Genomic DNA, 16,017 nt, shown 5'->3' with positions numbered 1-16,017 from the left:
ATCCCTACATTTGCAGTCCGTTAGAAATAGCGGACTTTTTTTGTTTTCAATGCCGGTGTAGCTCAGCTGGCTAGAGCAGCTGATTTGTAATCAGCAGGTCGTGGGTTCGAGTCCCTCCATCGGCTCAAATGGTTAAAGTGTTGAAAATAAAAAAGTTGGGGAGATACTCAAGCGGCCAACGAGGGCAGACTGTAAATCTGCTGACTAAGTCTTCGCAGGTTCGAATCCTGCTCTCCCCACAAGATTTTTGAATAAGAATTTTCATAAAGCTTGTTTTGATGGAAATTTGTTTCAAAAAGTTTGAGTAAGGCATCGCCTTACAGGATCACTGAAGCGCAGCGTAGGTAATCCGAACATCCTTGCCGGTGTAGCTCAGGGGTAGAGTGCTTCCTTGGTAAGGAAGAGGTCACGGGTTCAAATCCCGTCATTGGCTCAATTTGAATATTTGAACACTAATTATATAACTAAGATTAAATTATTAAATCATGGCAAAAGAAACCTTTGATCGTTCGAAGCCCCATTTAAATATTGGTACTATCGGACACGTAGATCACGGAAAAACAACTTTGACTGCTGCTATTACTAAAGTATTAGCTGATGCTGGTTTATCAGAAGCTAAATCATTCGACCAGATTGACAACGCTCCTGAGGAAAAAGAAAGAGGTATTACTATTAACACTTCTCACGTAGAGTATTCTACAGCTAACCGTCACTATGCTCACGTTGACTGTCCGGGTCACGCGGATTACGTTAAGAATATGGTTACTGGAGCTGCTCAGATGGACGGTGCTATCTTGGTAGTTGCTGCTACAGATGGTCCAATGCCACAAACTCGTGAGCACATCCTTTTAGGTCGTCAGGTTGGTGTACCTAGAATGGTTGTTTTTATGAACAAAGTAGACATGGTTGATGACGAAGAGTTGTTAGAGCTTGTTGAAATGGAAATCAGAGATTTATTGTCTTTCTATCAGTATGATGGTGATAATGGTCCTGTTGTTAAAGGTTCTGCATTAGGAGCATTAAACGGTGAGCCAAAATGGGTTGCTACTGTAATGGAATTAATGGAAGCTGTTGATAACTGGATTGAATTACCGGCTCGTGATGTTGATAAGCCTTTCTTGATGCCAGTTGAAGACGTATTTACAATTACAGGTCGTGGAACTGTTGCTACAGGTCGTATCGAAACTGGAGTTGCTAATACTGGAGATGCTGTTGAAATCATCGGTATGGGTGCTGAGAAATTGACTTCTACAATTACAGGAGTTGAGATGTTCCGTAAAATCCTTGATAGAGGTGAAGCTGGAGATAACGTAGGTTTATTATTACGTGGTATTGATAAAGCTGATATCAAACGTGGTATGGTTATCATCAAGCCAGGTTCTGTAAAACCACACGCTCACTTCAAAGCTGAGGTGTATATCTTGAAAAAAGAAGAAGGTGGACGTCACACTCCATTCCACAACAACTACCGTCCACAGTTCTACGTACGTACAACTGATGTAACAGGTACTATTTCTTTACCTGCAGGAGTTGAGATGGTTATGCCAGGTGATAACTTAACTATTGATGTTCAATTGTTAAGTCCAATCGCTTTATCAGTAGGTTTACGTTTTGCTGTTCGTGAGGGTGGTAGAACAGTAGGTGCTGGTCAGGTAACTGAAATTTTAGACTAATTATTAGTTGAATACAAAGTTGGCAGTTTTTGCTGCCAACTTTTTAACAAACGGGCGTAGTTCAAGGGCAGAATAGTGGTCTCCAAAACCATTGATGGGGGTTCGAATCCCTCCGCCCGTGCAAAAGAAAAAGATAATGACAAAAGTTGTTAATTACATATCGGAAGCATTTGAAGAGTTAAAGTCGAATGTGACTTGGCCAGCTTGGTCTGAAGTTCAGAATTTAACTATTATTGTTGCTGTATTTTCAGTACTATTTGCTTTGGCTACATGGGGTACAGACACTGTGTTTTCAAAAGTTTTAGGGGTTTTCTTTAATTGGTTAAAAGCTTAATTTTTTTGATATGACTGATAACAATGTCAAAAAATGGTATGTAGTTAGAGCTGTTAGCGGACAGGAAAACAAGGTGAAAAACTATATTGAAACGGAAATTAACCGTTTGGGTATGGCTGATTATATTTCACAAGTATTGGTTCCAACTGAAAAAGTGGTTCAGGTGCGTGATGGAAAAAAAATCAGTAAAGACCGTGTTTATTTTCCGGGCTACGTTATGATAGAGGCTAACTTAACCGGAGAAATTCCTCACATTATTAAATCGATTACTGGAGTAATTGGTTTTTTGGGTGAAACTAAAGGAGGGGATGCAGTACCGTTACGTCAAGCTGAAGTGAACAGAATGTTAGGTAAAGTGGATGAATTGTCTGTGAAAGTGGATAATGTTGCTATACCTTATTCTGTTGGTGAAACAGTAAAAGTAATTGACGGGCCGTTCAATGGGTTCAATGGAACTGTTGAAAAGGTTAATGAAGAAAAGCGTAAACTTGAAGTTATGGTGAAAATTTTCGGAAGAAAAACACCGTTAGAATTAAGTTTTATGCAAGTTGAAAAAGTATAATATCGTTACATTATAAACCCACATCAATCGCTTCCAATTGATAGATGTGCTAAATTTTTTTAAAAAATGGCTAAAGAAATTAGTAAAGTAGTTAAACTACAAGTTAAGGGAGGTGCCGCGAATCCTTCGCCGCCGGTTGGACCTGCTTTGGGGGCTGCTGGGGTTAATATCATGGAGTTCTGTAAGCAGTTCAATGCTAGAACACAAGATAAACCTGGCAAAGTATTACCAGTACAGATTACTGTGTATAAAGACAAGTCTTTTGACTTTGTTGTTAAAACGCCACCGGCTGCAATTCAGTTAATGGATGCTGCTAAATTAAAGTCTGGTTCAGGGCAACCTAACCGTAAAAAAGTAGCTAGCGTTACTTGGGATCAAATTAGAACTATCGCTGAAGACAAAATGGCTGACTTAAACGCTTTCGAAATCGAAAAAGCAATGAGTATGATTGCCGGAACAGCAAGATCTATGGGTATAACAGTATCAGGAACTGCTCCTTTTTAATCTTTAATAAGAAAAAGACATGGCAAAATTGACAAAAAAGCAAAAAGAGGCTGCAGCAAAAATTGAGAAGAACAAATTGTACTCTTTAAAAGATGCTTCTGCATTAATCAAAGAGGTTGCTTCTGCAAAATTTGATGAGTCTGTTGATATCGCAGTAAAATTGGGTGTAGATCCACGTAAAGCGAATCAAATGGTAAGAGGTGTGGTTTCTTTACCACACGGTACAGGTAAAGACGTGAGAGTGTTAGCATTAGTTACTCCAGATAAAGAGGCTGAAGCTAAAGCTGCTGGTGCAGATCACGTTGGATTAGATGACTATTTACAAAAAATCAAAGACGGTTGGACGGATGTTGATGTAATCATCACTATGCCTGCAGTTATGGGTAAATTAGGTCCGTTAGGTCGTATTTTAGGACCACGTGGTTTAATGCCAAACCCTAAAACTGGTACTGTAACTATGGAAGTAGGTAAAGCAGTAGAAGAGGTTAAATCTGGTAAAATCGACTTTAAAGTAGATAAAACTGGTATCGTTCATGCTGGAATCGGAAGAATCTCTTTCGACGCTCAGAAAATCCAGGAGAATGCTCACGAGATTATTCAAACATTAATTAAATTAAAACCAACTGCAGCTAAAGGAACTTATATTAAGTCTATCCACATCTCATCTACAATGAGTCCTGCAATTGCTTTAGATCCTAAAGCAGTATAATTGGTAGTTAAAAGTTTTTAGTATGACTAGAGAAGAAAAATCAATCGCTATTGAAGATTTAACTGCACAGTTAGCTGGTGTAAATGTTGTGTACTTAGCAGACATTTCCGGACTTGATGCAGATACTACTTCAAACTTAAGAAGAGCTTGTTTTAAAGCAGGTATCAAATTAGAAGTTGTTAAGAATACATTGCTTGCAAAAGCTATGGAGTCTTCTGAGGCTAACTTCGGTGAACTTCCAACGGTTTTAAAAGGAAATACTTCTATCATGATTGCAGATACAGCTAATGCTCCTGCAAAAATCATTAAAGAATTCCGTAAAAAAGGTGACAAACCTTTATTGAAAGGTGCTTACATCAATGAAGAAATCTACATCGGAGATAACTTACTTGATTCATTAGTATCGATCAAATCGAAAGAAGAAGTTATCGGAGAAATCATCGGATTACTTCAATCTCCAGCACAGAGAATTATCTCTGCTCTTCAGAATCAAAACAAAGAAGAGGCAGCTGAATAAATTGCGCACTAATTAATTAATATATTACAAATCATTTTAAAAGATAGAAAAAATGGCAGATTTGAAACAATTCGCAGAACAATTAGTTAACTTAACAGTTAAAGAAGTTAACGAATTAGCAACAATATTAAAAGACGAGTATGGTATCGAGCCAGCTGCTGCTGCTGTAGTAGTTGCTGCAGGTGGTGGTGATGCAGGTGCTGCTGAAGAGCAAACTGAGTTCACTGTTGTATTGAAAGATGCTGGTGCTTCTAAATTAGGAGTTGTTAAAGCGGTTAAAGAATTAACTGGTTTAGGTCTTAAAGAAGCTAAAGATTTAGTAGATGCTGCTCCAACAAACGTTAAAGAAGGAGTTTCTAAAGACGAGGCTGAAGGTCTTAAGAAAGCTTTAGAAGAGGCAGGAGCTGTAGTTGAGCTTAAATAAGCTTACCTAAGTTATAAAAGCTAGGTTTAGGTCTTGGGAGTAATCCCAAAGACCTAAACCATTTTGCGTATAATAAAATTATGGAGTGTTTAACACGAAATAGTTTAAAATACGAACCAGTTTTTAATCCTTACGAAGAAAGAAAATGAAATATAACTTTCTGTTCATTTTCAGAGATGTATCGATTATAAAAAGAAAGTACAATTACACTGTGTTTTACACAAAAATTACTTTTTTTAATCAAAATTTTGTCCATTGATGTTAGCAAATCAGACTGAAAGATTAAATTTCGCCTCGACGAAAAACATCCCTGACTACCCGGATTTTCTGGATATTCAGGTAAAATCTTTTAAGGATTTTTTCCAATTGGAAACCAAGTCCGACGAAAGAGGAAACGAAGGTCTTTATAATACCTTCATGGAAAACTTCCCAATTACGGATACAAGAAATCAGTTCGTATTGGAGTTCCTAGATTACTTTATTGATCCACCAAGATATACAATTGAAGAGTGTATTGACAGAGGTCTTACCTACAGTGTGCCATTAAAGGCACGTTTGAAACTGTATTGTACTGACCCTGAGCATGAGGATTTTGAGACAATTGTACAAGATGTATATTTAGGTACAATTCCATACATGACGCCAAGTGGTACGTTTGTAATCAACGGAGCGGAGCGTGTGGTAGTATCTCAGTTGCACCGTTCTCCTGGTGTCTTCTTTGGACAGTCTTTCCATGCTAATGGAACCAAATTGTATTCAGCTAGGGTAATTCCTTTTAAAGGTTCTTGGATTGAATTCGCTACCGATATCAACAGCGTGATGTACGCATATATCGATAGAAAGAAAAAATTACCTGTAACGACTTTATTCCGTGCTATCGGATTCGAGCGTGATAAGGATATTCTTGAAATCTTTGACCTTGCTGAGGAAATCAAAGTTTCAAAAACAGGTCTTAAAAAGTACATCGGACGTCGTCTTGCTGCGCGTGTTTTGAACACTTGGCACGAGGATTTCGTAGACGAGGATACTGGAGAAGTAGTATCAATCGAGCGTAACGAAATCATTTTAGACCGTGATACGCTTTTAGATAAAGATAACGTAGAGGAAATCGTAGACGCTAACGTGAAGTCAATCTTGTTACACAAGGAAGATAACAATCAAGCGGATTATGCAATCATCCACAACACGTTACAGAAAGACCCTACCAACTCAGAAAAAGAAGCTGTTGAGCACATTTACCGTCAGTTGCGTAATGCAGAACCGCCTGATGAGGAAACGGCTCGCGGTATTATCGATAAATTGTTCTTCTCGGATCAGCGTTACAACTTAGGTGATGTAGGTCGTTACCGTATGAACAAAAAATTAGGTTTGGATATTCCAATGGACAAGCAGGTGCTTACCAAAGAGGATATCATCACTATCGTGAAGTATTTGATTGAATTAATCAACTCTAAAGCAGAGATTGATGATATCGATCACTTGTCAAACCGTCGTGTTAGAACAGTTGGAGAGCAATTGTCGGCACAGTTTGGAGTTGGTCTTGCACGTATGGCAAGAACCATCCGTGAGAGAATGAATGTTCGTGACAATGAGGTGTTTACGCCAATCGATTTGATTAACGCAAAAACATTATCATCAGTTATCAACTCATTCTTCGGAACCAACCAGTTATCTCAGTTCATGGATCAAACCAATCCATTGGCGGAGATCACTCACAAACGTCGTTTATCTGCTTTAGGACCTGGAGGTTTATCCAGAGAAAGAGCTGGTTTCGAGGTTCGTGACGTTCACTATACACACTACGGACGTTTATGTCCGATTGAAACTCCAGAGGGACCAAACATTGGACTTATTTCCTCATTAGGAGTATACGCGAAAGTAAATGGAATGGGATTCATCGAAACACCTTACCGTAAGGTTGAAAATGGTGTGGTAGATTTAAAATCTGAGCCTGTTTATTTAAGTGCTGAAGAAGAAGAAGGTAAGTTGATTGCTCAGGCCAACATCGATATGGATGCCAACGGGAAAATTACTGCAGAGCGTGTAATTGCACGTGAAGAAGGAGATTTCCCTGTATTAGAGCCAACAGCAGTTCATTATACCGACGTTGCACCGAATCAGATTGCCTCGATTTCTGCATCGTTGATTCCTTTCTTGGAGCATGATGATGCGAACCGTGCCTTGATGGGATCGAACATGATGCGTCAGGCCGTACCATTGTTACGTCCTGAGTCACCAATTGTTGGAACCGGTTTAGAGCGTCAGGTAGCTTCAGATTCAAGAGTACTAATCAATGCAGAAGGAAATGGAGTGGTAGAGTATGTTGATGCTAACGAAATTACCATCAAATACGACCGTACTGAGAAAGAAAGAGCGGTTAGCTTCGATCCGGATGAGAAAACGTATCAGTTAATCAAGTTCAGAAAAACCAACCAGAGTACGTCTATCAACTTAAAACCTATCGTTAGAAAAGGGGACCGAGTTACTAAAGGACAAGTACTTTGTGAGGGATATGCAACACAAAACGGAGAGTTAGCTTTAGGTAGAAACCTTCAGGTAGCGTTCATGCCTTGGAAAGGGTACAACTTCGAGGATGCGATTGTAATTTCTGAAAAAGTAGTTCGTGACGATATTTTTACTTCAATTCACGTAGACGATTATTCATTAGAAGTTCGTGATACGAAATTGGGTAACGAAGAGTTAACGAATGATATTCCAAACGTTTCGGAAGAGGCTACTAAAGACTTGGATGAAAACGGTATGATCAGAATCGGAGCCGAAGTAAAACCTGGTGACATTCTAATCGGAAAAATTACACCAAAAGGAGAATCAGATCCTACTCCGGAAGAGAAACTATTAAGAGCGATCTTCGGAGATAAAGCTGGTGATGTGAAAGATGCTTCATTAAAAGCGTCTCCATCGTTACACGGTGTGGTTTTAGACAAAAAATTATTCGCGAGAGCGGTAAAAGATAAGCGTAAGCGTTCTAAAGACAAAGACGATTTAGCGGTTCTTGAGTCTGAATTTGAAGTGAAATTCGTTCAGTTGAAAGATAAGTTGGTTGAGAAATTGTTTGAAATCGTTAACGGAAAAACATCTCAGGGTGTAATGAATGATTTGGGTGAGGAAGTACTACCAAAAGGTAAGAAATACACGCAAAAAATGCTTTACGCTGTGGAGGATTTCGCACACTTAACAAAAGGTCAGTGGACTACAGATGATGAGTCAAATGCTATGGTAAATGACTTGATCCACAATTATAAAATTAAGTTGAACGATTTACAAGGAGCGTTACGAAGAGAGAAATTCACGATTACTGTTGGAGATGAATTACCATCAGGAATCCTGAAACTTGCTAAAGTATACATCGCTAAGAAACGTAAACTGAAAGTAGGAGATAAGATGGCAGGTCGTCACGGTAACAAAGGTATCGTTGCGAAAATCGTTCGTCAGGAAGATATGCCATTCTTAGAAGACGGAACACCGGTAGATATCGTATTGAATCCACTAGGGGTACCATCTCGTATGAACATCGGACAGATTTACGAAACTGTATTAGGATGGGCTGGTAAAAAATTAGGTAGAAAGTATGCTACGCCAATTTTCGACGGAGCTTCTTTAGACCAGATCAATGCTCTTACTGATGAAGCAGGTGTACCAAGATTCGGACATACATATTTGTATGACGGAGGAACTGGAGAACGTTTCCACCAGCCGGCAACCGTGGGTGTAATCTACATGTTGAAATTAGGACACATGGTAGATGATAAGATGCACGCACGTTCTATCGGACCTTACTCGTTGATCACGCAGCAGCCTTTAGGAGGTAAAGCACAGTTCGGAGGTCAGCGTTTCGGAGAGATGGAGGTTTGGGCTCTTGAGGCGTACGGTGCATCAAGTACTTTACGTGAAATCTTGACAGTGAAATCGGATGACGTAATCGGTAGAGCGAAAACTTACGAGGCAATCGTTAAGGGAGAAACTATGCCGGAGCCAGGTTTACCGGAATCATTCAATGTATTGATGCATGAATTGAAGGGTCTTGGATTAGATATTCGATTAGAAGAATAACAAAAAATGCAGTATTCAGTTCCGATTCACCTTGGAACTGAATACTTATTTATAATACGTTTTTAGGGATTTATACCCGTAACCCGTTCCGATTTTTTATACTGATGCACGGCATGGTATAATTAGCACTTCAAGTGAGAGCTTGCAGTTTAGAGAAGTAATTCGAGGTAGTGTTTTAAGTCGAAAGTTTGAAAGTCAAAAGTTGTAAGTCTCAAGGCAATACAACTTTACAAAATTTAACTCCAGACTAAAACAAAAAACAATTTTAATTGCAAATAAATCAATAGTAAAAACTATGATGAATAATAGAAATAAAGATAAAAGTACGATCAAAAGATTCAACAGGATTTCCATTGGTCTTGCGTCTCCGGAATCCATTTTGGCGGAGTCAAGAGGTGAGGTTCTAAAGCCGGAAACCATCAATTATCGTACCCACAAACCAGAGCGTGACGGTCTTTTCTGCGAAAGAATTTTCGGTCCGGTAAAAGATTACGAATGTGCTTGTGGAAAATACAAAAGAATCCGTTACAAAGGAATCGTTTGTGACCGTTGTGGAGTTGAAGTTACGGAGAAAAAAGTACGTCGTGACCGTGTTGGACACATCAATTTGGTGGTGCCAATCGCTCACATTTGGTATTTCCGTTCGCTTCCGAACAAAATCGGTTATATCTTAGGGTTACCGTCTAAGAAATTAGACATGATTATCTACTACGAGAGATACGTAGTAATCCAGCCGGGTATCGCCAACGGACCTGATGGAGAATCGCTTAAAAAATTAGATTTCCTAACAGAAGAAGAATACTTGAACATTCAGGATTCTCTTCCAATGGAAAACCAATATTTAGATGATACAGACCCGAACAAATTCATCGCTAAGATGGGTGCGGAGTGTATCATGGACTTGTTAGCTCGTACCGATTTAGATGCTTTGTCATACGAATTGCGTCACGCGGCAAACAACGAAACTTCAAAACAAAGAAAAACAGAAGCGTTAAAACGTCTTCAGGTGGTAGAATCTTTCCGTGAGGCTAACAACAACAGAGAGAACCTTCCTGAATGGATGATTTTGAAAGTAATTCCGGTGATCCCACCAGAATTACGTCCGTTAGTGCCATTAGATGGTGGTCGTTTCGCGACTTCGGATTTGAATGACTTATACCGTCGTGTAATCATCCGTAACAACCGTTTGAAACGATTAATGGAAATCAAAGCGCCGGAAGTGATCTTACGTAACGAAAAACGTATGTTACAGGAATCTGTAGACTCGTTATTCGACAACACAAGAAAAGCTTCTGCTGTTAAAACCGAATCGAACAGACCGTTGAAATCGTTATCGGATTCATTAAAAGGTAAACAAGGACGTTTCCGTCAGAACTTATTAGGTAAACGTGTGGATTATTCAGCACGTTCGGTAATTGTCGTTGGACCTGAGATGAAAATGTACGAGTGTGGTCTTCCAAAAGACATGGCTGCTGAGCTGTACAAACCATTCGTTATCCGTAAGTTAATCGAGAGAGGAATTGTTAAGACAGTTAAGTCGGCTAAGAAAATCATCGACAAAAAAGAGCCGGTGGTATGGGATATCCTTGAAAATGTAATTAAAGGACATCCGGTACTACTAAACCGTGCTCCTACTTTGCACCGTTTGGGTATTCAGGCTTTCCAGCCGAAACTTATTGAAGGAAAAGCAATCCAGTTGCACCCGTTAACGTGTACGGCATTCAACGCGGATTTCGATGGTGACCAGATGGCGGTACACTTACCGTTAGGGCCAGAGGCTATTTTAGAGGCACAATTGTTAATGTTGGCTTCTCACAATATCTTGAACCCGGCGAATGGTGCGCCTATCACGGTACCTTCTCAGGACATGGTTTTGGGTCTTTATTATATGACCAAAGAACGTTTGTCTACTGAAACGCATAAAATTTTAGGTGAAGGTTTGACTTTCTATTCTGCAGAAGAGTGTAACATTGCACTTAACGAAGGAAGAGTAGAGTTGAATGCTCGCGTTAAAATTAGAGCTAAAGACTTTAATGAGAACGGAGAATTAGTATACAAAATTATCCAAACTACTGCAGGAAGAATCTTGTTTAACGAGGTGGTTCCAGAAGCAGCAGGATACATCAATGACGTATTGACTAAGAAAAACCTAAGAGATATTATCGGACACATTTTAAGTGTGACTGATGTACCTACAACGGCTGCTTTCTTGGATAATATGAAAGATATGGGATACAAATTCGCTTTCAAAGGAGGATTGTCGTTCTCTTTAGGTGATATTAGAATTCCAGAACAAAAAGATCAGTTAATTGCAGATGCTAGAGAGCAAGTTGAAGGGATCTCCATGAACTATAACATGGGTCTTATTACCAATAACGAGCGTTACAACCAGGTTATTGATATCTGGACTTCTGCAAATGCACAGCTTACAGAATTAGCAATGAAGAACATTAGAGAAGACCAGCAAGGTTTCAACTCGGTGTACATGATGCTTGATTCTGGAGCGAGGGGTTCAAAAGAGCAGATTCGTCAGTTAACCGGTATGCGTGGTTTGATGGCTAAGCCGAAAAAATCAACAGCTGGTGGTGGTGAAATTATTGAGAACCCGATCTTATCAAACTTTAAAGAAGGACTTTCCATCTTAGAATACTTCATCTCTACGCACGGTGCTCGTAAGGGTCTTGCGGATACGGCTCTTAAAACGGCGGATGCGGGTTACTTAACTCGTCGTTTACATGACGTTTCTCAGGATGTTATCGTTAACTCGGTAGACTGTGGTACTTTAAGAGGTGTTGAAGTTTCTGCTTTAAAGAAAAATGAGGAAATCGTTGAGTCTTTAGGAGAAAGAATTTTAGGACGTGTTGCCCTTCAGGATGTGGTAAATCCGCTAAGTGGAGATGTGATGGTTCATGCAGGTGAGCAAATTACAGAAGCAATCGTTAAAGAAATTGATGCTTCTCCGGTAGAAAGAGTAGAGGTTCGTTCTCCGCTTACTTGTGAGGCAGAAAAAGGAATCTGTGCTAAATGTTACGGAAGAAACCTTGCAACTGGTAAGATGACGCAGAAAGGTGAAGCGGTTGGTGTTATTGCAGCACAATCAATTGGTGAGCCGGGTACACAGTTAACACTTCGTACGTTCCACGTAGGAGGGGTTGCAGGAGGTATTTCTGAAGAGTCAAGCATTGTTGCGCGTTTCGGAGGTAAATTGGAAATCGAAGATCTTAAAACGGTTAAAGGAGAAGATAACGAAGGAAACGTTGTGGATATCGTAATCTCCCGTTCAACGGAATTAAAATTAGTAGATGAAAAAACGGGTATCGTTTTAAATACACATAACATTCCTTACGGTTCGAGCATTTTTGTAAAAGACGGAGACGTTGTTGAAAAAGGTGCTACCATCTGTAAATGGGATCCGTATAATGGTGTAATTATCTCTGAATTCACCGGTAAAGTTGCTTACGAAGATATCGAGCAAGGACAGTCGTTCATGGTTGAAATCGATGAGCAAACCGGATTCCAGGAGAAAGTAATTACTGAAGGAAGAAATAAAAAATTAATTCCTACTTTATTAATCTACGGAAAAGACGGCGAACTAATTCGTTCGTACAACTTACCGGTAGGGGCTCACTTAATGGTTGACAACGGTGAGAAAATTAAAGCAGGTAAGGTTTTAGTTAAAATCCCTCGTCGTTCTTCAAAAGCGGGAGATATTACCGGAGGTTTACCAAGAATTACCGAGTTGTTAGAGGCTCGTAATCCTTCAAACCCAGCTGTAGTTTCTGAAATTGACGGTGTAGTATCGTTTGGTAAAATCAAGCGTGGTAACCGTGAGATCGTTGTTGAGTCTAAATTTGGTGAAGTGAAGAAGTATTTAGTAAAACTTTCTAACCAGATTTTAGTTCAGGAAAATGACTACGTAAAAGCAGGTATGCCATTATCGGACGGGGCAATTACTCCGGAAGATATTTTAAGAATTCAAGGACCTTCTGCTGTTCAACAGTACTTGGTAAATGAAATTCAGGAGGTTTACCGTTTACAAGGGGTAAAAATCAACGACAAACACTTTGAGGTGGTTATTCGTCAGATGATGCGTAAGGTACAAATCCAGGATCCGGGTGATACTTTGTTCCTAGAAGATCAATTGGCTCATACTTCTGATTTTATAGTAGAAAACGACAAATTGTACGGAATGAAAGTGGTTGAGGATGCAGGTGATTCTGAGAACCTTAAACCAGGTCAGATTGTTTCTCCAAGAGAATTAAGAGACGAGAATTCGTTATTAAAACGTAATGACAGAAACTTAGTAGTAGCAAGAGATGTGGTTCCGGCAACGGCAACTCCTGTTCTTCAAGGTATTACAAGAGCGTCGTTACAGACTAAATCGTTCATCTCGGCAGCGTCGTTCCAGGAAACAACTAAAGTGTTGAATGAAGCAGCAGTTGCTGGTAAAATTGATGATTTAGAAGGATTGAAAGAGAATGTTATCGTTGGTCACAGAATTCCTGCAGGTACAGGTATGAGGGATTACGACAACACGATCGTAGGTTCTAAAGAAGAATTCAATGAATTATTGGCAGCTAAAGAAGAATTTAACTACTAGTAATTAAAATTCTAAGTATATTTATAAATCCTAACAGTATGTTTTACTGTTAGGATTTTATATTTTAGCAGAATCATAAAAACACATACAATGAGCGATAATAAAAATAACCAACAAGGTCAAATTAATATAGAGCTTGACGAGCAAACTGCAGAAGGAACCTATTCTAATTTAGCAATCATTAATCATTCCAATACGGAATTTGTTTTGGATTTCGTAAGTATTATGCCTGGAGTTCCTAAGGCTAAAGTAAAGTCACGTATAGTGCTTACTCCACAACATGCAAAAAGATTGTTGCGTGCTTTAGGGGAGAATATTCACAGATTTGAAGCAGCGCATGGCGAAATTAAAGAGGTGGAGCAACCGCCTATTCCATTAAATTTCGGACCTACCGGACAAGCCTAGTTCTTTGGTTTTTTTTGAAAATAAATGTTGATTTTCAGTTTTTTATAATTAGTTTTGCCATAAGCTATTTAGCTTATTTGGATTAACAACGCCTCAAATACCGATGCTTACTATGAAAATGAATTTTACTTCAGTATTATTTTTTGTTGCCTCTTTTTTCGCGTCTATTGCATCATTTGGACAAGTTCAAATTAACTCCAATTTAACTGGTGGTGGGGACTTATGCCTGAATCGCGGTAAAACATTGATTATCTCTGTAAAGCAGGGCACTTGTAACCCTTTTGCTGGGGACATCAATTCTGTTTCTTTTGTTTGGCAGATCGAGACATCGCCTAATGTTTGGGCTGATATTACCAGCTATCCAATACAGGGGATTTCCTATTCGGCAACTAAAGTTTTTAACACTACTCAAACACAGATTACGGCCAGATTAATAGTAACAAATGATTGGACTGCACCGGAAGGTACTCATAATTATAGAGTGTTGGTTCAAGGTAGTGGAGGATGTCCTGTTGCAACATCGATTAATCAGGCTATTGTTTTAAAACCTAATACTTGGATTGGTGGAACCAGTTCTAATTGGGATGATGCTACAAACTGGAGTTGTGGACGTGTTCCAAGTACCACTGAACGGGCAGTAGTGAGTTCGGGTACTAATCCATGTGTTTTATCAGTAGCAAGAACGGTTAAAGCACTTGAAATTGCTACAGGTGGTGTTTTTTCAGTAAACTCAGGGATTAATTTAACGGTTAATGGTCCGGTAAATGTAATTGGGTCTGGAGATTTTACACTTAAAAATAATGCTAATTTACTTCAAGCATACAAAGGGGTTAATTCCGGAAACATCAAAGTGGAACGTAACAGTTCTGCATTAATGCGTTTGGATTATACACTTTGGGGATCACCCGTGACGGGACAAAATCTTTTGAATTTTTCACCTTTAACCCAAACTAGTCCTACCAATCGTTTTTATATTTATAATACAAACACAAATGTGTACGCTTCAATAAATCCAACTACGAATAGCTTTGCGCTAGGTAAAGGGTATCTTATTAGAATGCCTAATAATCACCCAACGACAGCTACAATCTGGAAAGGTGTTTTTACGGGAGTTCCTAACAACGGAGATATTACTTTAAATCTTACTAATGGAGGTGTTGGACAAAGAACTAATGCAATTGGAAACCCATATCCTTCACCTGTAAAAATGTCAAATTTTGTTAGTGGGAATACCTCAAATATTACCGGGACTTTGTATTTCTGGAGAAAAAGTAACAGTACAGTTACGGATCCTGGTTATTGTACCTGGACTAATGCAGGTTTTGTTAGCAATGGAGAGGCTCAGGTTTTCAATCCTAACGGAATTATCCGTACCGGACAAGGTTTCTTAGTTGAGTTGCTTAACAATGCTACAACAGTTGTGTTTAACAACTCTATGCGAATTGGGAATAATGCAGATCAGTTTTTCAGAACTTCATCGGAGTTTGCTCAAGAGACAAATCTTTCTGGGGATAAAATTAAATTGAATGTTTCTAACCTTACATCAGGGTATAAAAATCAAATGTTGCTTGGGTATTTTGAAAAGGCAACATTGGGAGTAGATTATGGTATTGATGGTAAGTCTATTGAAAATCATCCTGTAGTTCTTTCAACTGTTATCGATAATCAAGAATACTTAATTCAAGGTAGACCTTCATTTACAAATGATGATGTGGTTTCTTTGCGATTTAAAACCGAAACCGCAGGTGAATTTGGAATTTCAACCGAAGAACTTGTAGGTGTTTTTCAAGGAGATCAACAAGTTTATTTGAAAGATAAGTTTTTAAATAAATTGCATGATATCAAAGCTTCTGAATATCGTTTTACTTCCGATGCTGGGACTTTTGATGACCGATTTGAATTAGTATATCAAAACAAGAATATTTCTAATTCAAATGCTTTGGAAAATTCACTTGTGATTTACAAGAAAAATTCAAGTTTGGTAATTGAGTCAACTAAAGAATTAAGCAATGTTAAGGTCTATGATGTTAGAGGAAGAGTATTAGCTCAGTCAAATAACCTAACTTCTTTACTGACGGTCGTAGAGTTAAATGTGACTAACGAAATCATATTTGTTCATGTAACTACAAATGATGGTGTTACAACAAGTAAAAAGATTGTTTTTTAATAATAAATTAACTCTAAAAAAGCCCCTTTCGTCGAAAGGGGCTTTTTTGTT

Annotated in this window: 11 protein-coding genes and 4 tRNA genes; all 15 read left to right on the top strand. The window is 38.8% G+C overall.

Annotation, left to right across the window (positions count from 1 at the left end; genetic code table 11):
* The first annotated feature begins 51 nt into the window (after positions 1–51).
* The 15 genes from LZZ90_RS03635 to LZZ90_RS03565 all read left to right on the top strand — a co-directional run bounded on the left by LZZ90_RS03635 (position 52) and on the right by LZZ90_RS03565 (position 15,966).
* Positions 52–125: transfer RNA gene (locus tag LZZ90_RS03635), tRNA-Thr, on the top strand.
* A gap of 32 nt (positions 126–157) precedes the next feature.
* Positions 158–239: transfer RNA gene (locus tag LZZ90_RS03630), tRNA-Tyr, on the top strand.
* Positions 240–361: 122 nt separating this feature from the next.
* Positions 362–433, top strand: a tRNA-Thr gene (locus tag LZZ90_RS03625).
* A gap of 52 nt (positions 434–485) precedes the next feature.
* Entirely contained in the window at positions 486–1,673 is a 1,188-nt protein-coding gene (gene tuf / locus LZZ90_RS03620; RefSeq protein WP_237789331.1) for an elongation factor Tu, read from the top strand.
* 50 nt (positions 1,674–1,723) lie between these two features.
* A tRNA-Trp gene (locus LZZ90_RS03615) sits at positions 1,724–1,794 on the top strand.
* A gap of 15 nt (positions 1,795–1,809) precedes the next feature.
* Entirely contained in the window at positions 1,810–2,007 is a 198-nt protein-coding gene (gene secE / locus LZZ90_RS03610) for a preprotein translocase subunit SecE (RefSeq protein ID WP_237789330.1), read from the top strand.
* A gap of 10 nt (positions 2,008–2,017) precedes the next feature.
* Positions 2,018–2,569, top strand: a complete 552-nt coding sequence (gene nusG / locus LZZ90_RS03605) for a transcription termination/antitermination protein NusG (RefSeq protein WP_237789329.1) — start codon at positions 2,018–2,020, stop codon at positions 2,567–2,569.
* 66 nt (positions 2,570–2,635) lie between these two features.
* On the top strand, positions 2,636–3,073 hold the full coding sequence (gene rplK, locus LZZ90_RS03600) for a 50S ribosomal protein L11 (protein WP_237789328.1): 438 nt from the start codon (positions 2,636–2,638) through the stop codon (positions 3,071–3,073).
* Between the two features lie 19 nt (positions 3,074–3,092).
* Complete coding sequence (gene rplA, locus LZZ90_RS03595) at positions 3,093–3,782, top strand: 50S ribosomal protein L1 (protein WP_237789327.1); 690 nt, start codon at positions 3,093–3,095, stop codon at positions 3,780–3,782.
* A gap of 22 nt (positions 3,783–3,804) precedes the next feature.
* Complete coding sequence (gene rplJ, locus LZZ90_RS03590; RefSeq protein WP_026979451.1) at positions 3,805–4,299, top strand: 50S ribosomal protein L10; 495 nt, start codon at positions 3,805–3,807, stop codon at positions 4,297–4,299.
* 52 nt (positions 4,300–4,351) lie between these two features.
* Positions 4,352–4,723, top strand: a complete 372-nt coding sequence (gene rplL / locus LZZ90_RS03585; RefSeq protein WP_023570840.1) for a 50S ribosomal protein L7/L12 — start codon at positions 4,352–4,354, stop codon at positions 4,721–4,723.
* A gap of 258 nt (positions 4,724–4,981) precedes the next feature.
* Positions 4,982–8,794, top strand: a complete 3,813-nt coding sequence (gene rpoB / locus LZZ90_RS03580; RefSeq protein ID WP_237789326.1) for a DNA-directed RNA polymerase subunit beta — start codon at positions 4,982–4,984, stop codon at positions 8,792–8,794.
* A 295-nt stretch (positions 8,795–9,089) separates the two neighbouring features.
* Positions 9,090–13,394 carry a DNA-directed RNA polymerase subunit beta' gene (gene rpoC / locus LZZ90_RS03575; RefSeq protein ID WP_237789325.1) on the top strand — a complete coding sequence of 1,435 codons (4,305 nt, stop codon included), beginning with the start codon at positions 9,090–9,092 and terminating at the stop codon, positions 13,392–13,394.
* A 90-nt stretch (positions 13,395–13,484) separates the two neighbouring features.
* The gene (locus LZZ90_RS03570; RefSeq protein ID WP_237789324.1) at positions 13,485–13,799 is read left to right on the top strand and encodes a DUF3467 domain-containing protein; all 315 of its coding nucleotides are present in this window, start codon (positions 13,485–13,487) and stop codon (positions 13,797–13,799) included.
* A 112-nt stretch (positions 13,800–13,911) separates the two neighbouring features.
* The gene (locus LZZ90_RS03565; RefSeq protein ID WP_237789323.1) at positions 13,912–15,966 is read left to right on the top strand and encodes a hypothetical protein; all 2,055 of its coding nucleotides are present in this window, start codon (positions 13,912–13,914) and stop codon (positions 15,964–15,966) included.
* The last annotated feature ends 51 nt before the right edge of the window (positions 15,967–16,017 follow it).

It is taken from the genome of Flavobacterium sp. SM15 (assembly GCF_022012335.1).
GTDB lineage: Bacteria > Bacteroidota > Bacteroidia > Flavobacteriales > Flavobacteriaceae > Flavobacterium.
Note: the sequence above shows the minus strand (reverse complement) of the source record. Positions and strands in the feature narration are given on the sequence as shown.